Below are 25,254 nucleotides of genomic sequence, written 5' to 3'. Positions count from 1 at the left end.
TCGCCAGCCCAAGGCCCGCGTGGCCCTCGTGCGGGGCGGCAATGAAGCCGCCCCGCACCCGGAACCCCCAACAGATGGAAACGTAGATGCGTTCTTTCTTCACCACACTGGCCGCGCTCGCGACCCTGGCACTGGGACTTTGTGCACCTGCCATGGCTCGTGAGATCGCCCACACCCACGATCCGACCTGCCTTCACGGCCAGAGCGAATTTGCGCTCGCCATCGGCCTCATCGAAACCATCCCGATCTTCGTTCTGTCCGATCAACTCTCCGATCCCGCCGTCAAATTCCGGCAAACCCTGACGGCCAGGCTGGCCGCGCCGCGCGCCGATCCGGGCGAATGGCAGGCAATGCAACGGATCGCCGATCTGACTTTCCTGGCAGCCGAGCCCCGCGCCCCCGACAAGGCCGCGCAGTTCTGATGTAGGCGCGCCGCAAGAGCGGCAGATTCAGGAGCCGGGGCGGCATCGTCCGCTCCGGTTTCATCATCCAGGAAGGCAATCACATGTCAGACACCCGCAATCCCGGCTTGCCTGTCTCGGGCTATCGTCCGCAAAGCGGCGAAAATATCGCACTGGTCGAATGCAACAAGCAGATCGAAGAACATCTGTTGCGCGTCATCGATCAGCTGGGGGCACGTTCCGAAACCGACAAGCGCTGGCTCGCCATCGGGCGGACCCAGATCGAACAGGGGTTCATGGCCCTCAACCGGTCCATCTTTCAGCCCGGCCGCATCGAGCTGCCCGGCGACAATCGGGACAGCTGATCCATGCCCTATGCCACGCTCACCGACCTGACCGAACGCGCCGGAGAACGCGAGATCCTGCAGATCGCGGATCGCGACGGCGACGACGTGGCTGACGCGGATGTCATCGCCGCGGCGTTGGAAGATGCCGACCACGAGATCGACGGCTATATCGGCGCGAAATACACCCTGCCGCTGGCCAGCACCCCCAAGCTGCTGGTGACCTGGGCGGTATCGATCGCCCGCTACCGGCTGCACAGCGACGGCGCTCCCGAACATGTCGAGGCCGATTACAAGTTCGCCATCGCCGCCCTGAAGGACGTGGCACGCGGTTTGATCGCCATTCCTGACGCCAGCGGCGCCGAACCGGCCACGACAGGCGAACATTTCTCGTCCTCGCCCGCCCAGGTGTTCACCGACCAGGCATTGCGGGGCTGGAAATGATCGAACTGTTCGTCGCCCGTCTGACCGCCAACGCCACCGCCCTTACCACCGTCGCGGTGGCCGAAGATCTGGACGCCCTGGCAAACAGCACCAAGGCCGCCCACGGCACCGCATTCGTCGTGCCCTGGCGGGAAAGGGCCATGTCCAATGTCCGCGCTTCCGGCGGTCACCTGCAGCTGGTCACGGTGCAGATCGTCGTGGCCTTCGTCGTGCGTCATTACAACGACGCCAAAGGAGCCGAACGTGCCGCCGCATTCGATACCTTCAAAAGCTCAATCGAAGCGGCACTCGCCGGATGGTCGCCGCGCGATGAAAGCAAGGGCTGCGCCCTGGTCGGGGGCGAAGCAACGGCCCTTGGCGATGGAACCAGCATCTACGCCCAGACATGGGAAACCAGCCGCTACCTGACAGGAGCCTGACAATGAAGAAACCCGAAACTGGCGGGCGTTTCGCCCGTGATCCCAAAACCAAGAAGCTGTCGCAGGTGGAAAAGCCGACCACAGAGGCGCCCAAGCCCACCGCCGCGACAGTTTCCAAACCCGACACCGTCGAAGAGGGCAAATAAATGGCCGACCGTTTCGAACGAAAGCTGGCGATCCTTCTCAAGGTTGAAAGCACCTATGCCACCGATTCAACACCGGGTGTCGGCGATGCGCTGATTGCCCAGAATGTCACGTTCTCACCAATGGAAGGCGATGACGTCCCGCGCGATCTGATCCTGCCGCATTTCGGCTCGCAGGGGATCACTCTGGCCGGAACCTATGCCCGGTTGGAATTTGACATCGAAATGGCCGGCGCAGGCGGGGCTGGCGACGTTCCGCGATATGGTGGCGCGCTGCGGATCTGCGGGTGGTCAGAGACCGTCACTGCCAGCACCGATGTGACCTATACGATCATCGAGAACGGCGTGGAGTCGGGATCGATCTATTTCGTTATGGACGGCGTGCGGCATGTCATGCTCGGCAGCCGGGGCAATGTCACGATGACGCTGAACGCCAAGGGCAATCCCCAGTTCCGCTTCACGATGACTGGCCTTCTCGGAACGATCAGCGACGTGACCAACCCCGCCGTCAGCGCCGCAGCGCTGATCACACCGCTTCATGTGTCGGACACGAATACCGAGCTGACCCTGCATGGCTGGTCGGCAGTTGCCGAAAGCCTGTCGATCGACATGGGCAACACCGTCACCCGGCGCGCCCTGATCGGCGAGGATTCGGTGCGCATCACCAACCGCCAGGCGACCGGAACCGCCGTAGTCGTCGCCCGCAGCCTGGCCACCATCAACTGGTTCGACATTGCCACCAGTCGCTCTCGTGCGGCCATGTCACTGATCCATGGCACGACGGCGGGCAACATCGTGGAACTGGCTGCTCCCAAAGTCGAGATCGGCAGGCCCACCCAAGGCGCCAGCGACGGCATCGTCAACTATTCGCTGCCGCTGATGCTTTGCCCCGACACCGCTCTGGACGAACTGGAGATCATCGTTCGCTGAGCGCCGTGCCCTAACCCTCTCAATCCACTTCAGGAGCCTGATGATGAAATTCCAGCTCGTCGAAAACCCGAAATACTGGTGGCCGGTCACCGCCCGCGTCCCCAGCGAAACCATGCCTGGCACCTTCGAAGTGCAGAAGTTGAAGATCCTGTTCACACCAATGCCGCACGACGAGGTGGTCGAGGCCCAGGAGGTCTATGCCAGTCTGAAGTCCGAAAGCGAACGCAATGATCACGAGAAGGCACAGTTGCGGCGGATCTGCAGCGACTGGGCCGACGTGATCGACGACGACAAGAAACCGGTTCCGTTCACCCGTGACAGGTTGGATGCAGCGCTTCAGCAGGAGTGGTTCCGCAAGGGCGTCTATGCCGCTTTCGGGGAAAGCCAGAACGGCCAGGAAGCCGCCCGGGGAAACTGACCGGGGCGGCGCGGGCCTGGGCCATGGCCCGGATGGGCAAGGCCGACACCCGCCAGCCCGCCGCCCTGGACGAGGCCCTCACGTCCCAGTTCGCCCAGATGGGGGTGAGCTTCGATCCCTCCGAAACTTGCCCGCCCCCCCAAGCCGTATTCGATGTCTGGCCGGAGAACTGGAACGCCGTCGGCGCATTCCTTGCCTGTCAGACACAGTGGCGCGTCTCGGTCGGAATGGGCGGCGGTCAATGGCTGGGCCTCGACTACCCGGCGGTGGATGTCGTGATCCGCCGGCTGGACCTGCCGCCGGAGGTCTTCGGCGAGATTCAGGAAATGGAATACGCGGCGCTGGACGCGTTCAGGGAGCAGAACTGATGTCGGACAAGACCTTCAACATCGACATGGTGTTTCGCGCCAATGCCGCACAGGTCAGGGCGGCGGCGAACGAAGCCAAGCGTGAAATCGAGAACGTCACCGGCACGACGATGGCGTCCACCGGTGCGACCGAATCCCATACCGCCAGCGTCAAGAAGGACGCAGTCGCATCCCGTGAGGCCGCCATAGCCGCCCGCCAGCGCGCAGCCGCAGAAGCCGCTGCCGCCAAGACTGCCGCCGCGTCCGAAGCACAGTTGGGCCGGACCGGCCGTGCAATGAAGTTGAACGCCCACCAGGCGCAAAATCTGACCTATCAGCTGAACGATGTGTTTCAGTCTTTCGCACTTGGCATGCCGGCCAGTCAGGTATTGCTGCAGCAAGGCCCCCAGATCACCCAGATTTACGGTGGCCTCGGCAACACCTTCCGTGCCCTGAAATCCGTCCTGACGCCGGTGCGCGTCGGGATCGGCCTCGTCGCCAGTGCGGCCGTGCTCGGCGCAAGCGCCTACAATGGTTATCTTCAGTCCACCAAGGCCGTCGAAACGGCTGCCAAGGGCCTCGGCCGGGCAACGGCAGGCAGTGCGGCCGACATGGAAGCCGCCGCCCGGGCCGGAGCGGCGGCCGCCGGGATTTCGATCAGGTCCGCGCGCGAAATGCAGGCCGGCTTCCTGCGCACCGGGCGGATTGGATCGGAGCATTTCGACGAACTGATCGGCCTGTCGAAGGATTTTGCGGTCACGATGGGAATCGATGCTGCCGAAGCCGGTGGCGCCCTGGCCGAGATGTTCGCCGATCCGGCCAAGGCGGCAGATGTCCTGTATCAGAAGTACGGGCTGATTGATGGTGCCACAGCCCGCCAGGCCCGCAACCTCGCCGCCCAGAACCGTGAAAGCGAGGCGCAAAAGGTCCTGCTGGAGGCCCTGCCCAGCCGACTTGCCGATGCCAGCGAAGGGGTGACCGGCCTTGCCCGCGTCTGGCAAGGCGTGGCGACCGCTACATCGAACGTTCTCGACAATACGGGGCGGATCGTCGACCGGATCATTGATGGCGCGTCGCTCGAAGAGCAGATCGAACGGAAGAAAGCCGAGTTGCAAGCCAAGCGCAACGGTCAGAGGGTTCTCGGCCTCAGCCCGGAATATCTGGCCGAGCGTGAAGCGGAGATCGCTGAACTCGAACGCTTCGCACGGCGCCAGGAGCAAATCGAATTTGATCAGGCGCTGCGAAAGCGCGCTGAGCGGCAAGGCGTGGTGGCCATCGGCCTGGCCGACAAGTCCGGCGCCAATGAAAACGCGCTGCGCGAGGAAAAGCTGCGCAACGAGATCAAGGCCCTTGAGGCCGGACGGGGCGCGCCGGGGCTGGACGAAGAACAGCGCAGCCGGATCGACACCGCGATCGAGGCCAAGAGCAACGCCCTTCAGGGTCTCATCCAGCGTCAGGAAATCCAACAGCGGCTGGACCGGCTGGACATCCAGATCCAGAACGAGCGCAACCCGCTGCTGCGCGCGGAACTCGAGGCGCGCCGCGCCCGGTTGCAACTGGCCGGCGAAGAGATCTCGCAGGAGAAGATCGCCACAGAGGCCGAACGGGCAAGGCAGCGCTCGCTGGAAGGGTCATTGGCCAGTGCGGCCGCCCAGGCACGGGGCCTGCGCGACGAAGCCGAGGTGCGCAAGCGTCTTGCGGGGCAGGTGGCCGCTGGGACGATCACCCGTGACGAGGCCAACCAGGTGCTGCAGGAGGAACTCACCCTGCGCCCCCTGGTCTTGGCAGCGGCGTTGGCCGAAGGCGACGAAAAGCAACGTCTCAACCGGATCATCAAGGATCTGCGCGACGGCTATGCAGCCCTGAACGAGATCGAGCGGGAAGGAGTCGGTCGCGACATCCTGCGTGACCAGGAGCGTAAACTTGACCGCCTGCGCCTTGAGGCATCGCTCCTTGGCGCGACGGCCGAGCAACGCGCCCGCATCTTGGCGCTTCATGAGGCACAGCAAACGATCGAAGAAAACGGCCTTACTGGTCAAACCGCCGATGCGATCCGCGCACAGGCCGTCGAAGGCAGCAAGCTGACCCGCGAACTGGAACGCCAGATTTCAGCTTGGGAGAAGGTGCAGAACGCTGGGGAAAGCGCGATAGACGGAATCGTCGAGAGCCTGCGCAAAGGCGATTTCACCGGCGCACTCGATGCCATCGCGGATGAGATCACAGGCATGTTCGCGGAATTGGCGATCAGCAATCCGCTCAAGAATGCGATCCTCGGCACCGATCACGCAACCCTTGATGATGTCGGTGGCTTGAAGGGCATCTGGGACCGACTGACCGGTCAGGCAAAAGCCGATGCATCCATATTGTCCACGAAATCCATGGATGTCGCGGCAATGACCGTTTCGGCCGGGACAGTCATCGTCAACGGAACGGCAGGCCTGCCCGCCAGCGCGGCGGCCAATGTCAATGGCGCGGCGTTGGGATATGACAAGATCACCACCACACCGATCAGCGGCAACCTGAAAGGCAGCCCCGCCGTCCAGAGCCAGGTCTGGGAGTTCTTTGCCGCAAAAGGCCTGAAGCCACACCAGATCGCCGGGATCATGGGAAATGCCAGCGCGGAAAGTGCGTTCGACCCCACTGCTGTTGGAGACGGCGGCAATGCCTTCGGCCTGTTTCAGTGGAACGACCGGCGCCACAAGCTGTTCGACCACATTGGCGGCAAGGGAAACTTGGGCGATGTTAACGCCCAGTTGGAATTCGCCTGGAAGGAACTGCAGACCAGCGAAAACCGGGCCTTGCAGAACCTGCTGAAATCCACCGATGTGCGGGGCGCGACCGAAGCCTTCGCAGGGTTCGAACGGCCCAGCGGCTTCAGCTGGCAGAACCCGTCGGGCGCCATGCACTTCGACAGGCGTCTGGAGGCGGCGCAACAATCGCTCCAGAAATTCGGCACCACCACCTCGGCCGCGACCCAGAACCTCGGCACCTTGGGCAACGGGTTCGATGTGTTTGGCAGCGCGTTGTCAAGTATCCAGAGCGGCGGCGGCATCGGCGGTTTCGCCAGCAATCTGTTTGGCGGGTTGGTCAGCAGCTGGGCGACCGGAATCGGCCTGCCAGGCTTCAACGCGCCCGCCGCCAATGCCCCGGCGGCACCGGCTGCTGGCTTCGCATCCGGCGGGCCGACCGGCGGCAGCGATCCCAGCCGCGTCGCGGGCGTGGTGCATGAGCAGGAATACGTCTTTGACGCCAAAGCCACTGCCCGGATCGGCGTGGCCAATCTTGATGCCATGCGGCGCGGCGCACTGAAGGGCTATCGCGCGGGCGGATATGTCGCCAACGTCATGCCCTTTCCGACGGGACCGGGCAATCAGGTCATGGGCCAGGCGGCACCGACAGTTGTCAACGTCAACAATTTCACTGGCCAGCCGGTAGAGCAGGAAGAAACCACTGATACCCAAGGCGGGCGGCAGGTGACCATGACCATTGGTGCGCAGGGTGCGGCAGCCATCGCGCAACCCGGCAATCCGATGCCGCGCCAGATGGAAAAACAGTACCGCCTGCGTCGCCCGGGGATCGCACGATGATTGCCATATGGCCCACCAGCCTGCCCCGCCCGGAGCGCAATTCCTGGCAGTCGGCCCCCCAGGAAGCCCGTCTCAAACGGCAGAGCGAGACGGGACCGCCGGGGTTTCGCCGACGGTTTTCCAGCGCAGCAACCACCGTCAACCTTTCGCTGGTTCTGACACGTCAGCAAAAAGCAGTTTTCGATCACTTCTTTGACACGGAAACCGCCTACGGAAGTCTGTTGTTTCGGATGCCTGACCCGACCACCGATGGCTGGGCAGCGCAGACGGACGATGGGGGAACATTGCTGACGGCCAGCGGTTCGCCGATCCTGCTGGCCGCGTCGTGGCTGTGCCTGTTCGGCGATATGCTGCCCACGGAGACCATTCAGGCAACCGAGTTCCGCAAAACCTTTTCCGTGGTGGTGATGCCATGAAACGTCTGAGCCTGAATGCCCGTCTCATGCAGGATGCCGAAGGGACCGGCGAGATCCATGTCGCCCTGTTCGAGATCACCCATGCTGCGCTGGAAAGCCCGATCCGCCTTTCCACGGACAACACCGAAAGGTTGTCCTCAGATCCTCTGATCTATGGCACCCGCTCCACCTGGCGGGGGGCCAACCCGGTGAGCGAACCTTACCAGTGGGTCGTCGCCTCGGCCCTTCTGCCCTCCGATCTGGAAGACGCCCCGACCACTGCATCCATCGTTCTGGAGAACCTCGACACAGATATCCTGATACTCTTGCGTTCTTTCACCGACCTTGCCCATGTGCAGATGGCCGATGTTCTTGCCAGTTCTCCGAACGACATCGAGGCCGAGTGGCATGATCTGGTTGTTCAGTCCATTTCCGCCGACGCGGGAGCAATCACCCTGTCCCTGTCGCGCGAAGAGATTGAGATGGAGAGGTTCCCCTCTCCTCGCATGTCTCGCAGCCGCTTTCCGGGACTTCACCGATGACCCGGCACTGGTCAAACCGCTTTGTCGGCCTGCCTTTCGCCGAGTTCGGTCGCAGCCGCGAAGGGGCCGACTGCTGGGGATTGGTCAGCGTCATTTACCGCGAGGAACTGAACATCACGCTGCCAGATTATCTCGGCTATGGTTCGGTCGGGGATCATGGCGAAATCGCAGCGCTGATCGAAGGGGCGAAAACCAATGCGCTCTGGGTGCCGGTCACCGGTACGGCAGTCGCCTTCGATCTTGCAGTGTTCCGACGCGGGCGGCTGCCCACCCATCTGGGCGTCGTGATCCGGCGCGGTCTGATGATCCACATGGCGGCGGGCGATTGTGCCAAACTGGCCGATCACACCGGCGGGGCATGGGGCAACCGGTTCAGCGGCTATTGGCGACACGTAGACCTGATTTCGGCCGGGGCGCGCGGGTGACGGGCCGGTTGATCCCTCCAACGGTCCCGGTTCTGGTGTCGGCGTTGTTTGAACCGGAAATGGGTCGGGTGGCGCTGGACGTGCCGCACGGCATGACGATTGCGCAGATCGTGCATCGGGCCTTGCCGGATCTGCAGATCACCGACCGGGGCCTATTGCGCATCGCGCTTGTCACCCCCACCGATATGATCACGATCCGTCAGGATCACTGGCACCTGGTGCGACCAAACCCGGGGGTACATGTCGTCATCCGACTGGTCCCTGGGGAAGACGGTCTTCGCTCTGTTCTCAGCATTCTGGTGTCAGTGGCCGCGATTGCTTTGGGCGCAGGACCGTTGGCCGGAACTCTCGGCGCTGCCATCGGAACAAGCGCCAAATTCGCTGGTGCACTTATCACACTCGGCGTCAACGTCGTCGGTTCGCTGCTCATCAACGCACTGGTCCCGCCAACCGAGCCGGAGGAGCCCGAGAACCGATATGCGATTTCCGGCTGGCGCAACCGGCTGAACCCGGATGGGGCCGTGCCGGTGGTTCTGGGGCGCACCCGGTTTGCCCCCCCCTTCGCTGCGACGAGCCACACAGACATTGTCGGCGATCTTCAGTATGTCGTCAGCCTGTTCAATTTCGGCATCGGTGAAGTCGAGATAACCGATATCCGCATCGGTGACACGCCTATCGACGAATATGACGAAGTGACACTGGAGTTGCGCGCGGGGCTGGAAAGCGATGCCCACATCGGCCTCTATCCCAGCCAGATCGTCGAGGAGGGTGTGAACACTGAATTGACCCGCCCCCTGCCGCGCGACGATTTCGGCGAGATCATTGAAGGCGATCCAGCCGTTGAAAAGCCGGTGATCCGCACCACTGGGCGCGATGCCGACGGTGCGGCTGTGATCCTCGCCTGGCCTGCCGGGCTGTTCTATATTGACAAGAAAGGGAAGACCAAAAATCAGCGCGTTCAACTGAAGATCGAATACGCCCTGATCGGCACCGACGTCTGGACCGAGGTGCGCACGCTCGACATCCTGGCGGCAAAGCTTGAAACTTTCTATCGGCGCGAACGGTTCGAATTTCCGTACCGCGCCCGCTGGCAGGTGCGCCTGACACGGCTGACTGACGAAAACACCAACACCCAGGTACAGGACCGCATAATGTTTGCGGCCCTTCAGACACTGCGACCGGAGTATCCCCTGAACACCGATCTGCCGCTGGCACTGCTTGGGGTGCGGATGCAGGCGACCTATCAGCTGAACGGGCAACTTGACGATCTGAACGCCCTCGTCACTCGGATCTGTCCTGACTGGGATCACGTATCCGGGACTTGGATCAAGCGGGCCACGCGCAATCCTGCTTCGCTTTTTCGCTATATCCTGCAAAGTCCTGGCAATCCGCTCGCCGTCGCCGATGCGCAGATCGATCTCGAACTGCTGGCCGACTGGCATGAATTCTGTCGGACCAAGGATCTCAAGTTTGACGGTGTTCTTGGTGAGCAGGACACCACTCTGCGCGAGGCTCTGGCGCAGGTCGCGGCGGCTGGGCGGGCCACTCCACGCCATGACGGAATCCGCTGGGGTGTGACCATCGACCGGCCACAGGATCTGGTCGTTGATCACATCTCGCCACGCAACTCGTGGGGATTTCAAGTTGAACGCAACTATTTCCGTGCGCCGGATGGGTTTCGGATCAAGTTCCGCAATGGCGAACTGGACTATGAGGAAGACGAGCGCATTGTGCCCTGGCCCGGTCACACCGGTGATATTCTGCTGACCGAACAACTTGAGCTGCCCGGTAAAACCGACCCTGACGAAATCTATCGCGAAGCCCTGCGCCGCGCCTATGAGGCGATCCACCGCCCTGATACATATCGGGTCAACCAGGATGGCCCCGTGCGTGTCGCCACGCGTGGCGATCTGGTACGCGTCTCCCACGATGTGCTGAGCAGAGTTCAGCAGGCAGGCCGGGTGACAGCGATCGAGGGCTCACTGATCGCGATCGACACTGAAGTCGAGATGGTCGAAGGCCAGAACTATGGCGTCAGGTTCCGGGTATTTTCTGACACCGCTCCGGGCGGCGTTCCTGATACCATCGGCAACTCTGTCCTGCGGACGATCAAAACGAATGCCGGTGCGCAGACGCTCCTGCAGCTCACCGGCGAGGGGCCGACGCCACTGCTTCGCGATATGGTGCTGTTCGGACCGATCAATGAAGAAAGCGCCGAGATGCGGGTTCTGAGTGTCGAAAACGGCGACAACATGAGCTGCATCCTACGCCTCGTCGATGCCGCCCCGCAAATTGACGCACTTACAGACGTGGCAGTTATTCCAGATTGGACCGGCCGCCATGGCACGATCCTTGACCCAGACTTGACCACCCCGGCGACGCCACGATTTGCATCGGTTCAGGGCGGATTCGCCGAAAGCACCAAGGTTCCGGGCCGGATCATCTTCGCGGTCGTTCCCGGACACGGAACTGTTCCAATCATCGAATTCGAGCTGGAGCACCGGGAAACCGGCACCACTCCATGGACGACGGCAGTGGTTCCTCTGGCAGCCGCGGGCGGAAGCATCGAAAGCTATTCCTACGGGAAGACTGTCGATCTGCGGCTGCGTGCCCGCTCGGTCGGGGGCGTCTACAGTGCCTGGTCGGATGTCGTCACGTTTGAAATCGGGTATCTTGACGGGCAGGCTCCCGGGGCAGGCGACCTTGCCGCTGTATCTGTCACAGGGGGGCGCGGCAACGCGACGATCAGCATTGCCACCTCGCCAACATCGGTCGCCACGCAGGTCGATATCTTTCGAGTACCGACAGGAGTGGATCTGGACGAGGACCTGCACCGGGTCGGCACGCCGTTGCTGGTTTCCACCGTTCAGACCGCCATTTACATCGACGGCGACTCGACCCGTCCCAACCTCGCCGGCAGCTGGACGACCGGTACGAACTGGACGCTTTCGGGACAGGCTTACCAACACTCGCCCGGCGCGGCAGGGTCGATACATCAGCCGTTTGAGGCGACGCCCGGTCAAACATTCCGTGTCTCATTCGAGGTGATCTCGCGGACCGCGGGAACCGTACGCCCCCGTCTTACCGGCGGCACGACCGTGAATGGCGAAGCTGTGAATGACATCGCCCGGCATCACGACACCCTGTCAGCACAGACAGGCAATGCCACGTTCGAGTTGCTCGCCGATGTGGATTTCGACGGCACGATCGGTGGCATCGTCATTTTCGAACCCTCGGCCGCCTCGGTGCCACAGGGCACCTATGACTACTATATCCGACCTGCCAACGACGTGGGGGCGACCGGACCAATGTCCGGGCCGTTCACTACCCTGATCCTGTAAGCCTCGGGCAGGAACGCCGTCTGCGTTTCAGTCAGAAGTCAACGGAGATCGCATTGTGTCCAATGCAGGCGTAAAAAGCACCTTCCTGAACACATCGGCCCTGGTCGACGAAATCATCGGTAATCGCGATGGAGGCACGGTGCGGGTTGCCCTCGACAGCTTGGGGATGCAGATGGTGGCAGCCGGGCCGGTTTCCGATGCATTTGGCGAACTGCGCAGCCAGATCACATCAGGGGTGCTGACCCGCGCCACTTGGGCCGAATTTTCAGCGCTCGACGGAGCGGCAGACGGAGCGGGCGGCGAAGTTCCCGACAGCGACACCGGCTCTCACTTCGCGGCGACCGGAACCGGCTATGACGGCTCTAGCGTGGCGAACGCCGGGCGATATTCCTGGAACGAAAGCTGGTCGCGCTGGATGCGGATCGGCGATACCGGAACATCGGGGCTGGCACAAGACATCGCGGATGAGGGCGTTGCCCGCGCCGCTGCCGTCGCGGACTTGACGCAGGATATCGCCGAAGAGATCAATCGCGCCCAGACCTCCGAGGCCGCGCTGACGGCCGCCGACGCCGCCGAAGCGACGACCCGCGCCGCTGCCGTCGCGAACCTTACGCAGGACATCGCCGAAGAGATCAATCGCGCCCAGACCTCCGAGGCCGCGCTGACGGCCGCCGACGCCGCCGAAGCGACGACCCGCGCCGCTGCCGTTTCGGACCTGACGCAGGATATCGCCGAAGAGATCAATCGCGCCCAGACCTCCGAGGCCGCGCTGACGGCCGCCGACGCCGCCGAAGCGACGACCCGCGCCGCTGCCGTTTCGGACCTGACACAGGACATCGCCGAGGAGATCAACCGCGCAACCGGCAGCGAGTCAGCGTTGGATGCACGCATAGATCATATCGCCATCTCCGATGTGACCCGTCCTGGCGAGGCGCCCGATCAATATTCATCTTCCCTGACGGGCGAACCCGAAGACCGTCCCGCCATCGTCGCCGGCGCCCTGGCGGTAGATGACATCGCGGGCAAGGTCTGGGCGCTGCCCGGATCCTCTGTCATCGCCCCGCGTCGTGCGTATGCGATGACGGCCGACGCCGTCTATCGGCTGCGGGTGAAGATCAGAATGATTGCCGACAGCACTGATCCCACAGGCGATGCGGTGCAGGTGGTTTGGCAGAACCTGAACAAGAACAAGGTCGCGATCTCCCAGGCAGTTCTGAAGACCTGGGACAACCCGAAGGTCGTCGATGGCCTCCTGACCCTCACGGCCCTGATCAGTCGGAATGAGGATGGCGGGGGCATCGATTACGCCACCCCGGCGACCGCCCGCTACGGTGTCCCTGCCCTTGTGACCAACGGCAACACCGCGATCACGGGCGTCCAGTCTGTCGAATGGCTGGACGTTAGCGACCTGCTTCTGGGCGGGGCAGATGTAGCTGGGTTGCGCGACAACCTGTTGTCGGAAGTCTCTGACCGCATCTCCGCAGATACCAACCTTGCGGACAGTCTCGGGCTGCTTGGAGGGCGTGTCGATGACGCCGAAACCCAGACCCGTCTATCAAGATGGGCTGTCGCGTCACGGACCCGCCAAAACAGCGCGGATGGCGCGGCGATGCGTCTCGATTATCGTCAAAGGGGTGTCGGCGCGGCAGCCGTCATGCATGTCACCTGGGCCAATATCTCGCTCCTCTCCGGCACTGGCACCGTCCAGCCCATCGCCGACCTGCCGGTCACTCCTCTTGCCAGCGGCAGGGCATTCCTGATCGACACGACGCAGACCTATTCCGGCGGCTGGGCGATCACCGAAGCCGATCTCCTGAGTGTCGGAGAGGGCGTGGTTACGGGAACCAAGGTTCTCCTTTTGGCCAACGACAATGGCCGGCCGCTCGGCCTGCTGGCAGGCCAATTGGTCGCAACAGAACTCCAGACCGCCGCCGACATGGCGGACAGAATCCCGACCGGAACGATTTTCGATGAGGGCGCCGAAACCGCAGATCTGATCCATGTGGAAACCGATGCCGCAGGCCATGCGCTATGGTCCACCGACGCCTATGGAAATGTGACGATCCGCTCGCGCGCGATGGGCGTGACGTCGTTCCTGACTGAAGGTGACGTAACACACGCCGAGACGGATTCGGTAGGCAGCATCTTGTGGTCGGCCGATCGGAACGGGTATCTCGACTTCCTGTCACGTCAGACCGGGCTGACCGGTTTCCTTGGCGAGGACGGCATGGCCCATGTCGAAACCGACGCGGCAGGGCAGGTTCTTTGGTCCGCCGACGCTTTTGGCAATGTCACGATTCGCTCTCAGGCCATGGGTGTGGCCACGTTCCTGGCGAGCGGTGACGATCCTATCCATTGCGAGACGGATGCCGGGGGCAATGTCATTACCGAAGTTGATACCTATGGCGCTCAGACTTCGCCTGCCACGCGGCTGTTCCCAATGCCTTTCGTATCAGGCACGAACCTCTGTGCAGGCGCGGCGGGCGAAGTGGTGGCGCCGCTCCGTGCGGGCGAAACGGTTCTGTCCATGGCCCCGTTTTCGCGCCGATCGGTCCGGGCTCTTGTGACGCGACCGGGGCTGTACGCGCAAACCCAGACCAGCGGCGCGCCGGGAGGCGGAGTGTTGATCCCCGACGACACCCGGGTGCTGCACATCATTCTCATTGACGGCCAGTCTTTGAGTGTGGGCCGCGAAGGCGAGGATCTTGTCTCCACCTGGTCGGACTGGCCGGACGATATGCTGATGCCCGCCGGTGATGGCACGATGGACATCCGGCTGGGCCTGCCGACGACGCTTGCCGAGGTGGTCGCGCTGGACCCCGACGACTTCACCGGGTTTCAGGCGCTGCTGGCGAGGACCGGCCAGGGTGCGGGGGTGGCAGGCCAGACGATTGCAGGCGGTTTGGCCCCCCGCATGACGAAGCGCGCCCGCGACATCGGCGCTCAGCACCGCACACTTTGGATGGTCACAGGTGTCGGTGCCACCGATTACGACGGACTGAAGCAGGGAACTGTCGATTACGAAAACACGCTGATCGCGGTGACGAAGGCCAAGGCGCTGGCCGAGGCGAACGGATGGTCCGTTGTTGTCGACGCCATGATCATCGCCCATGGCGAAGCCGACAGCGACAATGCCGACTATCAATCCGACTTGATTGAGTGGCAGGGCGATGTTGAAACGGATATCCGGGCGATTACCGGTCAAGTCGCCGACGTGCCCTTCCTCCTGTCCATGCCTTCCAGCCATATTGGCGGAACGACCCACACCCGAAGCATCCGAGCAATGCTGGCGGCGCATGAGGCCAGCGACAAGCACTTCGTCCTGGCTCCGAACTATACAGTTCCGTTCGACGGCGACTACCTTCACTTGACCGGTCCGGGGTATTTCATCCTCGGCGAACTCATCGCCCCGGCGGTGGAAAACATCCTTTGGGGTGCCCGTGATTGGTCGCCAGTGATGATCACCGCTGCCGCGCGGACGGGCACGACGGTGACGCTGACCTATCACGTCCCGGTCGGCCCCTTGGTCATCGACACCGCGTTGGTTGCCGAACGCAACGTCAGGGGTTTTCGCTACTGGGACGGTGCGGGCGAGATCGCGATTAGCGCGGTGACCGTTACCGACACCGGCATGTCAGGCACCGGCACCGTCGAGCTGACGCTCGGGACCATCCCCTCCGGCACCGGAGAATATCTGGAATACGCGCTGGCTGGCCAAACCGGCACCCGCACTGCCGCCAACATCCCGCGCGGCAACATCCGCGACAGTGCGGGCAACACTCGAAAATCACGTTACGACAATCGACCGCTGCACAACTGGGCGGTCCATCAAAGCATCGAGGTGACTGTATGACCCACGCGAAAATCAACGTTGGCGTTACGCTGACCCACGCCACCGGCCTGCGGAAGATCGACACCGACCGGCCCGGTCTGGCGGCGGCTGCAGTGACCGGATGGCAGATGCTGCTTTCGGGCGGAGACGCCTATCTCAAGTCGGATCACGGCTTGAAGAACCGTGCGCCGGGAATGACCGAGAAGGACACGATGCCGGTCCCGGGCGCCAGCGTCTTTCCTGCCACGCGCAGCATCCCGACAACGAACCATCCGTCGATCTTCTGTCCACTCGACGGTTCGATCTCCGACCACACTGTGCCTTTCACAATGAATCCCGACGCCTGGACTTTCCTTGCAGTGATTCACATGCCCACCGCCGCCGCGGTGCGCGAAATTCTGGTACCGCGCCCAAACCCGTCGTCAGGTCAGCTGGCACCACGCGTCGGGTTTAATACGTCCGGTCACCTGAAGCTGTTCGAGGGCGTGAATTCATCGACGATCTGCGAGGACACCTCCGGGCAATATCAGGACGAAGCGGTGCTGATCATGGCAACCTTCTCGACCGGGCAGGGTTATTCGTTGCGCCGCAACGGCGTGCAGGTCGCCAACGCCGCCGCCACGGGTGCGATGGATCAGGTCACCATCGGTTTGTTCGGCACCTTCGCGGGGTACATCGGCCATATGGGTATCCTGTCAAAAGATCTCGCCGCGGCAGGCAATGAAACCGACCTGCTGGTGATCGAGGACTGGCTGATCGGCAAATACGGGCTGACCTAGCCATGAAATCGCTGCTGCGCTGGATTTGGGCACTGGACACACGGCTTCTGGAAATTGTTCTGGGAAGCGTCACGCTGGCAAGGGGCGTCACCCTTGCGCTCCCCGGCCTCATGATGACCGGCGAGAGTTACAACAGCTTCACATTCCTCCCGGAAGCGGTCTGGACAGTCGTTTTCGCGATGTTCGGTCTGGGCCAGCTATCGGCCGTGGTGATCAACGGCCGCTGGAAGCGCTCGCCGATGATCCGCTCCATGGGTGCGGTGTTCGGGGTCTGGTCCTTTGCGGCCCTGGCGGCCGGCTTCTTCGCCAGTAGTGGGCTCAGCCTTGCCTCCGGTCTCTACGGTGTACTGACCTTCTGGTCGGCCTATTGCCTTATCAACATCTCAAGCAAAAGTGCCCATGCCTGACTGGACGATCATCACTCCCGAACAGATCACGGCTCTGGGGGCGTCCGTCGCCGCCATCGTCGCCGCGTTCCTCATGAGGGGCAAGGCCAGCAGAGCCTCGGCCAGCACCATCGTCCAACAGGCGATCCGCCCGGAAACCGACGCCGAGCGCCGCTCCTCCGACGCCCTGGAACGCATCGCCGCCTCCGTCGAACAGGTCGCCGACCGCATGGACCGGATCGAACGGAACTCGGTGCTTTTGGTGGAAAGGACACGGGGGAAGTGAACGGCTTAAGGCGACGTTCGTCACTCGTCCAATTTTCAAGTTATCCGTAAGGAAGGATCAAATCGTTAGTCACCGGCTTTTGACCGCCACGCTCCTGCCAAGTCGCCTGAATCACCCGCTGCTTTGCAAGTTCCACAATGACGTCGCCTAGCTCCGCGCGCTTTAGAAAGAGCGATTGCTGAGCGGTCGCAGCGAACTCACCGAATGCGATGCCTCTCGGGTGCTGGATCACCAGATCGCGCAGTATCTTCGAAGCCTGTTCGCGGTGATTTTGACGCGCGGTTAGATAGGGGCCACGGATCTCCATTTCGTCGTTGAACGCGTCAAACAGCGATGGCCCGTCATTTCGGACGGATTTTTCAAACCGTTTTCGGTCATGCGACGACAACGCCCCGAACTCCGCTCCTCTCATAACCTCCATTCCCTCGAAATGGTTGGTGGCATAGGCAAGATTGAAGTGGATTTCGTTGCGATCCGGGTTGTGGATCGGCGAGTATCCAGAGAACTTGTAACCGAGATCGCCACGCAGCATCCGTAGGTACTCGCCCTCGACAGTCTCGATCGACAAGCCGGTGTCCAAAAGGTATTGCGCTCGCTTTTGACCCAGCAGTTCGATCAGTTTTTGATCTCGATCCCGGTGCCCACTAGCGACGAAGCGCTCAATAAACGACCTCATGAAGTTCACGATCACCTCGCTCGAGCGACCCTTGAAATGCTCAAGCGACGATGGTGGGAACCCCGAATAGCCTGTCGGGTCAACGAAAAGCAGTTGAAATGTATGATCAGCAGCAGAGCGGATGCTCTTGGCGTTTTCAGCAAATCTGCCGTTGAAGGTGACCACCTTGATAAGGGGAAAATCTACATCAGCACTTTTTACAAACGATTGGAGCAAGCCGTATGAAGCCGGATCAGCTTCGTTGAAAATGCAGCGGATGCGGCGATCTTGTCTCGTGTGTCCGCGTTTTTCGGCGACCTCGTGCAAGGTTTGCAACGACACTCCGATCGAAGTATCGCTGAGCCGCTCCGTGTCGACATTCCTCCATGGCCCGGAAAAGCCATCGATGTAGTCGATGCTATGCCATTTGCTTAGTATCTTGTTTGCAAACGGAACGAGATATCGGCGTAAAATATCGTGCTTGGCTTCGCTCTGTTCTCGATTGAAATAGTGATTTTTCAAACCCGCATCCTATCCAAAGATCAGACCCAGTAGGGCAGTTTCATCCTTGGCAGACAAGCCGTGCAGCCGGGAGCTGATCCCATTCTTGGCCGCCAAGCGTTCGCCCGGCAATTTTCTTACCGACCCTTACCATTTCGGTACCATCGTCGGCGGTCCTACGAGACACCTTCTGTGCAGCTGGCAGGTTGATCCCATCGCCTGGCGCCCAGTCACCCCACTGCTTGAAATGGAACGCGACTTCGTTTCGCATACACTGCGCAAGCAAACCATGGAACCAGAGCGGTGAAGCAGGCCGCGCATGTGGGCCACTTTCGCCGCCTGTAATGACCCAATCAATTGTCGAATCGAGCCATCGGTCGATCTGCAGTGCTCCGAGAAGCGGCTCTGCCGATATAAAGCGAACCTTCGCGGGTGTTTCTGCCAGAAACGGCAGTAGTTCGTCCGCTCTGGATTGCAACTCGACGGTCGTCCCAAGCCAGACGTTGTCCGGCCATTCGTCCCCCCAGCGCGACAGCCGCAGGACATTCTGCGGGCGTTTCGTCAGAAGCAGCCAGTCCAGATTGGCCGTCTCCTCTATCAACCTGAACAGCCGCTCGCGGTGTGGGATGAGTTCGTCGCGGTCCTCGAACACGTCAGCCATCGAGGCACAAAAGACCCTTGGCCGTTCCGCTGCACCTTGTGCATCGCGGTTCCATTTGAACGGCTGGCGCCAGTGGTTGTCGCTAAGCAACCGTCTTTCAGGCTTCGGACCCCAGACATTTTGCCCAACCCTTTTTGCCCAAGCTTCGGCGTAGCAATGCTTGCAAGCTTCGGAAACCTTGGTGCAGCCCCACCAGGGATTGAACGTGTGAGTTGTCCATTCGATCTTTGAATTCTGGCCCATGTGCGTACTCCTTTAAAGAATCCTGACACAAGCAGCGCCATCGAGCAATGAAATGGGCGGTTGGCCGCGCCGTCGGCTGATCGTCAGGAACCACGCCCGCCACCCAATTCCTGACGCTCCAGTTCAGGATATTCGTCCAGAAGGTGATGTCATTCCGTCCAGAAGCTGATGTCGCGCTACACAAGGAGAATCGCTTGTGGTGAAAACAGTGGTACCTGCGCCGCACGGCCCCTGGAAAGGGCCGGCGATTCGCGTCGCGAGGTAAGGCGGCCCGAAATCTTGCCGGGCAATTTCAAAGGCTTGAACGAAGGGCAGCCGCTTCGATAAATCCTTCACCATCTCTTAACCAATCCCGCCGCATGGTTGTCGGGCAAGTAGACGAAGGCAGGTTGACCGTTGGATTTATTCCCTTCCCTCACCCCCCTCACCCCACCCCACTCCGAGGAAGCTCGGTCAGGTTGGCTTCGTCTCTTGCGCTCACGCCGGGTTGGCGTGGCGACATTCTTCCGCATGATGCACGAACATGGCTCGGCCGAGGCCGCGCTTGACGCGCTGCCGGGCGTCGCCGCCGCCGCAGGCGTTTCCGATTACAAGGTCTGCCCGATGGGCGTTGTACAGGCCGAACTGAAGGCCGGTCGCCTTGCCGGGGCCAGCCTGATCGCATTCGGCAGCCCCGAATACCCCAAGGCTCTCTATGATCTGACCGATCCGCCGCCGCTGCTCTGGGCCATTGGCGATCTTTCGCTGCTGGAACGGCCGGGCATCGCGATGGTGGGCGCGCGCAATGCCTCGTCTCTTGGCACCCGCATGGCGCGGCGCATGGCCGACGAACTGGGCCAGGCGGGCAATGTCATCGTCTCGGGCCTGGCCCGCGGGATCGACACCGCGGCCCATCTGGCCGCCCTGCCCCATGGCACCGTCGCCGTGATGGCGGGCGGGGTCGATGTGATCTACCCGGCCGAAAATGCCGTTCTCGCGCAAGAGATCGGCGAGCGCGGCTTGCGCCTTTCGGAACAACCCATGGGCCTGCAACCCCAGGCCCGCCACTTCCCGAGGCGCAACCGCATCGTCTCGGGCACCGTGCGCGGCGTTGTCGTGGTCGAGGCGGCGGCGCGGTCGGGCAGCCTGATCACCGCACGCGATGCCCTTGACCAGGGGCGCGAGGTGATGGCCGTTCCGGGGCATCCCTTCGATGCGCGGGCCTCGGGCTGCAACATGCTGATCCGCGACGGTGCCACCCTGGTGCGCGGTGCCGACGACGTGCTGGCGGCCCTGGGCAGCGAACCTGTGCCGCCCGACGTGCGCGATGCCACGCCCGCCAAGCCCCGCCTTGCCACCACCACGCCCAAGCCGAAAAAGCCGGCCAGCACCCTGCGCGAGGCCAACGCGCTGCACCAGTTGATCCTCGATCGGCTGGGGCCAAGCCCCCTTGCAGAGGATCAGCTGATCCGCGATCTGGCACTTTCGCCCGGCGAAGTGGCCCCGCAACTGGTGAGCCTGGAACTGGACGGGCGCATCGCCCGGCAGCCCGGCGGCCTTCTCACCAAGCTATAGCTGACGTCAGGGCACGGCGATTTCCGGCCCGATCCAGCCTTCCGACAGGCCCGATTGACAACCCGGGCTTCAACCCCACATCTAGCGGCGGTGCGGGAAAGCCCCGAGTCGGAAGGAAATTCATGCCAGTCGTCGTCGTCGAATCGCCAGCCAAGGCCAAGACAATCAACAAGTATCTCGGCCCCGATTTCACGGTTCTGGCCTCATACGGTCATGTCCGCGACCTGCCGCCCAAGGACGGTTCGGTCGATACCGACAACGATTTCGAAATGTCCTGGGAGGTGGCAAGCGACAGTCGCAAGCACGTCAAGGCCATCGCCGATGCCCTGGCCCAGGACAATGTCCTGATCCTGGCCACCGACCCCGACCGCGAGGGTGAGGCGATCAGCTGGCACCTTGAAGAGACGCTGCGCAAGCGCAAGTCGATCAAGAAGGACACGCCGGTCAGCCGCGTGGTGTTCAACGCCATCACCAAGGCCGCCGTCACCGAGGCGATGAAGAACCCCCGACAGGTCGACGGCCCCCTGGTCGAGGCCTACCTTGCCCGGCGCGCGCTGGATTACCTCGTCGGGTTCAACCTTTCGCCGGTGCTCTGGCGCAAGCTGCCCGGTGCGAAATCGGCCGGGCGGGTGCAATCGGTCTGCCTGCGCCTGATCGTCGAGCGGGAAATGGAGATCGAGGCATTCCGCCCCCGCGAATACTGGAGCGTGAAGGCCGCCTTCACCACGCCCCGCGGCCAGGATTTCGAAGCCCGGCTGACGCTTCTGGGCGGCAACAAGGTCGAACGCTTTTCGCTTGAGACCGAAACCGCCGCCGAAATGGCGGTGCAGGCCGTCAGTTCGCGCAAGTTCACCATCGATTCGGTCGAGGCCAAGCCAGGCACCCGCAACCCCGCCCCGCCCTTCATGACATCGACCCTGCAACAGGAAGCCAGCCGCAAGTTCGGCATGGGCGCCCGCGCCACGATGAGCACCGCACAGCGCCTCTACGAGGCCGGGCACATCACCTACATGCGGACCGACGGCATCGACATGGCGCCCGAAGCGGTCAGCGCCGCGCGCGCCGCGATCACCGATCGCTATGGCAAGGCCTATGTTCCCGACAGCCCGCGCATCTACAAGAACAAGGCGAAGAACGCCCAGGAAGCGCACGAATGCATCCGCCCCACCGACATGGCCATGGATGCCGCCGCGCTGAAGATCACCGACAACGACCAGCGCAAGCTGTACGATCTGATCTGGAAACGCACCCTGGCCAGCCAGATGTCGGCGGCACGCCTGGAACGCACGACAGTGGAAATCCTCAGCGAGGACAAGCAGGTCGGCTTCCGCGCCACCGGTCAGCGGATCGCCTTCGAAGGCTTCCTCAAGGTCTATGTCGAAGGGCGCGACGACATCGCCGAGGGTGACGACGACCGCATCCTGCCCCAGATCATGCAGGGCGAACCGGCCGCCTTTGCCAAAACCTCCTTCCTGCCTGAATTCCAGAAGGCTTCGGGCAAGGATGATGACGTGATCGACGACAGCAAGGACAGCGGCAAGGCGCAGTCGAACGGCCATGCCATCCTCTCGGCCAACCAGGCCGCCCTTGCCCTGCAACACCACACCCAACCGCCCCCCCGCTATACCGAGGCGACGCTGGTGAAGCGGATGGAGGAACTGGGCATCGGGCGCCCCTCGACCTATGCCAGCATCGTCACCACGATCCAGGATCGCGAATATGTGCGCAAGGACGGCAACCGCCTGTTCCCCGAGGACAAGGGGCGCCTGGTCACGGCCTTCCTGTCGAACTATTTCCACCGCTACGTCGAATACGATTTCACCGCCGACCTGGAAGCGCAGCTTGACGACGTGTCGGCGGGCGAACGTGACTACAAGGAAGTGCTGGGCCGCTTCTGGCGCGATTTTTCCGCCGCCATCGCCGAAACCGCCGATCTGCGCATCGGCGAGGTTCTGGACAAGATCAACGAGGTGCTGGAGCCGCATCTTTTCCCGCCCAAGGAAGACGGCAGCGATCCGCGCCTGTGCCCGCATTGCGGCGCCGGGCGGCTTTCCATGCGCACCGCACGGTCGGGCGGTGCCTTCATCGGCTGTTCCAACTACCCCGAATGCCGCTTTACCCGGCCCTTCGGCCCCCCCAGCGAAGACGGCGACGATCTGGGCGGCATCCCCCCCGAGGGCAAGCTTCTGGGCGAGGACGCAGGCGACAAGATCTATGTCTTCAAGGGCCGTTTCGGCCCCTATGTCCAGCGCGGCGAGGTGACCGAGGACAACAAGAAGCCGCCGCGTCAGTCGGTGCCCAAGGAATGGCCGCCCGAAGAGGTGGACCTGCCCCAGGCGCTGAAGCTCTTGTCCCTGCCCCGCCCCATCGGTGAACACCCCGAGGACGGCGTCATGGTCTGGGCCAATATCGGGCGCTATGGCCCCTACCTGAAACACGCCGCCAGCACGAGCGAGCGGGGCGGCACCAATGCCAACCTCGAAAGCATCGACGAGGTGTTCACCGTGGGCATGAACCGCGCGGTGCAATTGCTGGCCGAGAAGGTGGCATCACGCGGGGCGCCCCGGGGTGCGGCCAAGACCCTGCGCAGCCTGGGCGAACACCCCGAAGAGGGCGGCGCCATCGACATCATGGAGGGCAAGTATGGCCCCTACGTGAAGTGGGACAAGGTGAACGCGACCCTGCCCAAGGACAGCGATGTCGAAAAGGTCACGGTGGAACAGGCGCTTGAACTGATTGCCGAAAAAGCCGCCAAGAAGGGCACGCGCCGCAAGGCCGCGCCGAAAAAGGCCGCCGCGAAGACCACCGCGGCCAAGAAACCCGCCGCCAAGAAGGCGCCCGCGAAGAAGACCGCGGCAAAAAAGCCGGCCGCGAAAAAGGCCGCCCCCAAGTCTGAGGGCTAGGCCCAGCTTGATTGACTTCACCGGTGTCGCGGCCCAGAACAAGGGCAGTGACACCGGCAAGGAGCGTGGGATGAAAAAGGTTTACGGCTCGGCGCAGGAGGCCCTGGATGGCCTTCTCTTCGACGGAATGTTCATCGCGGCGGGTGGTTTCGGCCTCTGCGGCATCCCCGAACTTCTGCTTGAGGCGATCAGGAAGGCCGGCACGAAGGATCTTACCTTTGCCTCGAACAATGCCGGGGTCGATGAGTTCGGCATCGGCATCCTGTTGCAGACCCGGCAGGTCAAGAAGATGATCAGCTCTTACGTCGGTGAAAACGCCGAATTCATGCGCCAGTACCTGAGCGGCGAGCTTGAGCTGGAGTTCAACCCGCAGGGCACCCTGGCCGAACGGATGCGCGCCGGGGGCTGTGGCATTCCGGGCTTCTACACCAAGACCGGGGTTGGCACTGTGATCGCCGAGGGCAAGGAACACAAGGATTTCGACGGCGAGACCTATATCATGGAACGCGGAATCGTCGCCGACATCAGCATCGTCAAGGCCTGGAAGGCCGACGACACCGGCAACCTGGTGTTCCGCAAGACGGCCCGCAATTTCAACCCGCCGGCCGCCATGTGCGGCAAGGTCTGCATCGTCGAGGTCGAAGAGATCGTACCGCGCGGAAGCCTCGACCCCGATCACATCCACCTGCCCGGCATCTACGTGCACCGGATCATTCAAGGGCAGCACGAGAAGCGGATCGAAAAGGTAACGACACGCAAGCGGGAGGACGCATGATGCCCTGGGATCGCGATCAGATGGCGGCACGGGCCGCGCAAGAGCTTGAAGACGGCTGGTATGTCAACCTGGGCATCGGCATCCCGACCCTGGTGGCCAACTATGTCGGCGACAAGGACATCACCCTGCAATCGGAAAACGGCATGCTGGGCATGGGCCCCTTCCCCTATGAGGGCGAGGAAGACCCCGACCTGATCAACGCCGGCAAGCAGACGATCACCGAACTTGACCGCACCGCCTATTTCGACAGCGCCACCAGCTTCGGCATGATCCGCGGCGGCAAGATCGCGGCGGCGATCCTGGGTGCGATGGAAGTGGCCGAAAACGGCGATCTGGCCAACTGGATGATTCCCGGCAAGCTGGTCAAGGGGATGGGCGGCGCGATGGATCTTGTGGCCGGTGTCGGCCGCGTCATCGTGGTGATGGACCACACCAACAAGCATGGCGATTCAAAGCTGCTGAAGGAATGCACCCTGCCGCTGACGGGCACCGGCGTCGTTGACCGGATCATCACCAACCTGGGCGTGCTGGACGTGGTCGAAGGCGGCCTGAAGATCGTCGAATGCGCCGAAGGGGTGAGCGAGGATGAACTGCGCGCCGCGACGGAGGCCACCATTGTCTGACCCCGAGATCCGCCGCGAAACGGGCACGACGCGCGGGCGCTATGTTCTGGAACAGGACGGCGCCGAGGCCGAGCTGACCTATTCCATCGTGGCGCCTGACCACATCATCGCCGACCACACCGGCGTTCCCCATGCCTTTCGCGGTCAGGGGATTGCCGCGAAACTGGTGGCCCGCCTGGTCAGCGATGCCCAGGCCGAGGGCGTGAAGATCACCTCGCGCTGCTCGTACGTCACGGCCCAGGCCCGGCGGCATCCCGAATGGGCCGATGTTTTCACCGGCTGACCCCGGGATCGGCCAAAGATTGCCTCGCGTTTCGGAA

At 62.6% G+C, this 25,254-nt stretch carries 24 protein-coding genes; 22 read left to right on the top strand and 2 right to left on the bottom strand.

Annotation, left to right across the window (positions count from 1 at the left end; translation table 11 throughout):
• Positions 1–86: 86 nt before the first annotated feature.
• The 17 genes from H7828_RS14845 (at position 87) to H7828_RS14765 (ending at position 17,019) form a co-directional block, all read left to right on the top strand.
• Positions 87–422, top strand: coding sequence for a hypothetical protein (locus tag H7828_RS14845; protein WP_226781841.1), 336 nt, complete (start codon positions 87–89; stop codon positions 420–422).
• An 83-nt stretch (positions 423–505) separates the two neighbouring features.
• Positions 506–766, top strand: coding sequence for an Acb2/Tad1 domain-containing protein (locus tag H7828_RS14840; protein ID WP_226781840.1), 261 nt, complete (start codon positions 506–508; stop codon positions 764–766).
• Between the two features lie 3 nt (positions 767–769).
• Positions 770–1,189 carry a gp436 family protein gene (locus H7828_RS14835; protein ID WP_226781839.1) on the top strand — a complete coding sequence of 140 codons (420 nt, stop codon included), beginning with the start codon at positions 770–772 and terminating at the stop codon, positions 1,187–1,189.
• A complete protein-coding gene (locus H7828_RS14830) occupies positions 1,186–1,608 on the top strand; it encodes a phage tail terminator protein (protein WP_226781838.1) in 423 nt (140 codons plus the stop codon). The genes H7828_RS14835 and H7828_RS14830 overlap by 4 nt, the downstream gene beginning before the upstream one ends.
• Positions 1,609–1,610: 2 nt before the next feature.
• Complete coding sequence (locus H7828_RS14825) at positions 1,611–1,754, top strand: hypothetical protein (protein WP_226781837.1); 144 nt, start codon at positions 1,611–1,613, stop codon at positions 1,752–1,754.
• Positions 1,755–2,681, top strand: a complete 927-nt coding sequence (locus H7828_RS14820) for a phage tail tube protein (RefSeq protein WP_226781836.1) — start codon at positions 1,755–1,757, stop codon at positions 2,679–2,681.
• Between the two features lie 43 nt (positions 2,682–2,724).
• Complete coding sequence (locus H7828_RS14815) at positions 2,725–3,099, top strand: hypothetical protein (RefSeq protein ID WP_226781835.1); 375 nt, start codon at positions 2,725–2,727, stop codon at positions 3,097–3,099.
• A gap of 23 nt (positions 3,100–3,122) precedes the next feature.
• Positions 3,123–3,467, top strand: coding sequence for a DUF1799 domain-containing protein (locus tag H7828_RS14810; protein WP_226781834.1), 345 nt, complete (start codon positions 3,123–3,125; stop codon positions 3,465–3,467).
• Entirely contained in the window at positions 3,467–7,033 is a 3,567-nt protein-coding gene (locus tag H7828_RS14805; RefSeq protein ID WP_226781833.1) for a phage tail tip lysozyme, read from the top strand. Before H7828_RS14810 ends, H7828_RS14805 begins: the two co-directional genes overlap by 1 nt.
• Positions 7,030–7,449 (top strand): hypothetical protein, encoded by a 420-nt coding sequence (locus tag H7828_RS14800; RefSeq protein ID WP_226781832.1) that lies wholly within the window; start codon positions 7,030–7,032, stop codon positions 7,447–7,449. The genes H7828_RS14805 and H7828_RS14800 overlap by 4 nt, the downstream gene beginning before the upstream one ends.
• On the top strand, positions 7,446–7,970 hold the full coding sequence (locus tag H7828_RS14795; protein ID WP_226781831.1) for a hypothetical protein: 525 nt from the start codon (positions 7,446–7,448) through the stop codon (positions 7,968–7,970). The genes H7828_RS14800 and H7828_RS14795 overlap by 4 nt, the downstream gene beginning before the upstream one ends.
• Positions 7,967–8,395 (top strand): NlpC/P60 family protein, encoded by a 429-nt coding sequence (locus tag H7828_RS14790; protein ID WP_226781830.1) that lies wholly within the window; start codon positions 7,967–7,969, stop codon positions 8,393–8,395. Before H7828_RS14795 ends, H7828_RS14790 begins: the two co-directional genes overlap by 4 nt.
• Before the next feature lie 44 nt (positions 8,396–8,439).
• Positions 8,440–11,736, top strand: coding sequence for a host specificity factor TipJ family phage tail protein (locus tag H7828_RS14785; protein ID WP_226781829.1), 3,297 nt, complete (start codon positions 8,440–8,442; stop codon positions 11,734–11,736).
• 55 nt (positions 11,737–11,791) lie between these two features.
• Positions 11,792–15,589, top strand: coding sequence for a hypothetical protein (locus H7828_RS14780; RefSeq protein ID WP_226781828.1), 3,798 nt, complete (start codon positions 11,792–11,794; stop codon positions 15,587–15,589).
• Complete coding sequence (locus H7828_RS14775) at positions 15,586–16,347, top strand: hypothetical protein (protein WP_226781827.1); 762 nt, start codon at positions 15,586–15,588, stop codon at positions 16,345–16,347. Before H7828_RS14780 ends, H7828_RS14775 begins: the two co-directional genes overlap by 4 nt.
• Before the next feature lie 2 nt (positions 16,348–16,349).
• Positions 16,350–16,754, top strand: a complete 405-nt coding sequence (locus H7828_RS14770; protein WP_226781826.1) for a hypothetical protein — start codon at positions 16,350–16,352, stop codon at positions 16,752–16,754.
• A complete protein-coding gene (locus H7828_RS14765) occupies positions 16,747–17,019 on the top strand; it encodes a hypothetical protein (protein WP_226781825.1) in 273 nt (90 codons plus the stop codon). The genes H7828_RS14770 and H7828_RS14765 overlap by 8 nt, the downstream gene beginning before the upstream one ends.
• Positions 17,020–17,059: 40 nt before the next feature.
• Here the strand turns inward: H7828_RS14765 and tcmP are convergent, their stop codons facing one another.
• Together tcmP and H7828_RS14755 are read right to left on the bottom strand one after the other, a co-directional pair.
• On the bottom strand, positions 17,060–18,196 hold the full coding sequence (gene tcmP, locus H7828_RS14760) for a three-Cys-motif partner protein TcmP (protein WP_226781824.1): 1,137 nt from the start codon (positions 18,194–18,196) through the stop codon (positions 17,060–17,062).
• Between the two features lie 40 nt (positions 18,197–18,236).
• Positions 18,237–19,079, bottom strand: a complete 843-nt coding sequence (locus tag H7828_RS14755) for a DUF5131 family protein (RefSeq protein WP_226781823.1) — start codon at positions 19,077–19,079, stop codon at positions 18,237–18,239.
• A gap of 396 nt (positions 19,080–19,475) precedes the next feature.
• On the opposite strand from H7828_RS14755, the gene dprA reads away from it, so the two are divergent.
• The 5 genes from dprA (at position 19,476) to H7828_RS14730 (ending at position 25,217) form a co-directional block, all read left to right on the top strand.
• Positions 19,476–20,633: a DNA-processing protein DprA gene (dprA, locus tag H7828_RS14750; RefSeq protein WP_342592301.1), complete on the top strand. Its 1,158-nt coding sequence runs from the start codon at positions 19,476–19,478 to the stop codon at positions 20,631–20,633.
• Between the two features lie 122 nt (positions 20,634–20,755).
• Complete coding sequence (gene topA / locus H7828_RS14745; RefSeq protein WP_226781821.1) at positions 20,756–23,536, top strand: type I DNA topoisomerase; 2,781 nt, start codon at positions 20,756–20,758, stop codon at positions 23,534–23,536.
• A 70-nt stretch (positions 23,537–23,606) separates the two neighbouring features.
• A complete protein-coding gene (locus tag H7828_RS14740) occupies positions 23,607–24,311 on the top strand; it encodes a CoA transferase subunit A (protein WP_226781820.1) in 705 nt (234 codons plus the stop codon).
• Positions 24,311–24,934 (top strand): CoA transferase subunit B, encoded by a 624-nt coding sequence (locus tag H7828_RS14735; RefSeq protein ID WP_226781967.1) that lies wholly within the window; start codon positions 24,311–24,313, stop codon positions 24,932–24,934. The genes H7828_RS14740 and H7828_RS14735 overlap by 1 nt, the downstream gene beginning before the upstream one ends.
• Positions 24,927–25,217, top strand: a complete 291-nt coding sequence (locus tag H7828_RS14730) for a GNAT family N-acetyltransferase (RefSeq protein WP_226781819.1) — start codon at positions 24,927–24,929, stop codon at positions 25,215–25,217. Before H7828_RS14735 ends, H7828_RS14730 begins: the two co-directional genes overlap by 8 nt.
• Positions 25,218–25,254 lie beyond the last annotated feature (37 nt).

This window comes from Oceaniglobus trochenteri, from assembly GCF_020529025.1.
GTDB classification, from domain to species: Bacteria; Pseudomonadota; Alphaproteobacteria; order Rhodobacterales; family Rhodobacteraceae; genus Oceaniglobus; species Oceaniglobus trochenteri.
The sequence above is the reverse complement of the archived record's forward strand: the minus strand, read 5'-3'. Positions and strand labels throughout refer to the sequence as shown.

Bases quoted from the DNA above. Each gene is read 5' to 3' on its own strand.
- H7828_RS14810 (WP_226781834.1), top strand. From the start codon at position 3,123: ATGGCCCGGATGGGCAAGGCCGACACCCGCCAGCCCGCCGCCCTGGAC.
- H7828_RS14800 (WP_226781832.1), top strand. From the start codon at position 7,030: ATGATTGCCATATGGCCCACCAGCCTGCCCCGCCCGGAGCGCAATTCC.
- H7828_RS14790 (WP_226781830.1), top strand. From the start codon at position 7,967: ATGACCCGGCACTGGTCAAACCGCTTTGTCGGCCTGCCTTTCGCCGAG.
- H7828_RS14835 (WP_226781839.1), top strand. From the start codon at position 770: ATGCCCTATGCCACGCTCACCGACCTGACCGAACGCGCCGGAGAACGC.
- H7828_RS14830 (WP_226781838.1), top strand. From the start codon at position 1,186: ATGATCGAACTGTTCGTCGCCCGTCTGACCGCCAACGCCACCGCCCTT.
- H7828_RS14795 (WP_226781831.1), top strand. From the start codon at position 7,446: ATGAAACGTCTGAGCCTGAATGCCCGTCTCATGCAGGATGCCGAAGGG.
- H7828_RS14825 (WP_226781837.1), top strand. From the start codon at position 1,611: ATGAAGAAACCCGAAACTGGCGGGCGTTTCGCCCGTGATCCCAAAACC.
- topA (WP_226781821.1), top strand. From the start codon at position 20,756: ATGCCAGTCGTCGTCGTCGAATCGCCAGCCAAGGCCAAGACAATCAAC.
- H7828_RS14765 (WP_226781825.1), top strand. From the start codon at position 16,747: ATGCCTGACTGGACGATCATCACTCCCGAACAGATCACGGCTCTGGGG.
- H7828_RS14740 (WP_226781820.1), top strand. From the start codon at position 23,607: ATGAAAAAGGTTTACGGCTCGGCGCAGGAGGCCCTGGATGGCCTTCTC.
- H7828_RS14840 (WP_226781840.1), top strand. From the start codon at position 506: ATGTCAGACACCCGCAATCCCGGCTTGCCTGTCTCGGGCTATCGTCCG.
- H7828_RS14820 (WP_226781836.1), top strand. From the start codon at position 1,755: ATGGCCGACCGTTTCGAACGAAAGCTGGCGATCCTTCTCAAGGTTGAA.
- H7828_RS14775 (WP_226781827.1), top strand. From the start codon at position 15,586: ATGACCCACGCGAAAATCAACGTTGGCGTTACGCTGACCCACGCCACC.
- H7828_RS14805 (WP_226781833.1), top strand. From the start codon at position 3,467: ATGTCGGACAAGACCTTCAACATCGACATGGTGTTTCGCGCCAATGCC.
- H7828_RS14755 (WP_226781823.1), bottom strand. From the start codon at position 19,079: ATGGGCCAGAATTCAAAGATCGAATGGACAACTCACACGTTCAATCCC.
- H7828_RS14845 (WP_226781841.1), top strand. From the start codon at position 87: ATGCGTTCTTTCTTCACCACACTGGCCGCGCTCGCGACCCTGGCACTG.
- H7828_RS14815 (WP_226781835.1), top strand. From the start codon at position 2,725: ATGAAATTCCAGCTCGTCGAAAACCCGAAATACTGGTGGCCGGTCACC.
- H7828_RS14770 (WP_226781826.1), top strand. From the start codon at position 16,350: ATGAAATCGCTGCTGCGCTGGATTTGGGCACTGGACACACGGCTTCTG.
- H7828_RS14735 (WP_226781967.1), top strand. From the start codon at position 24,311: ATGCCCTGGGATCGCGATCAGATGGCGGCACGGGCCGCGCAAGAGCTT.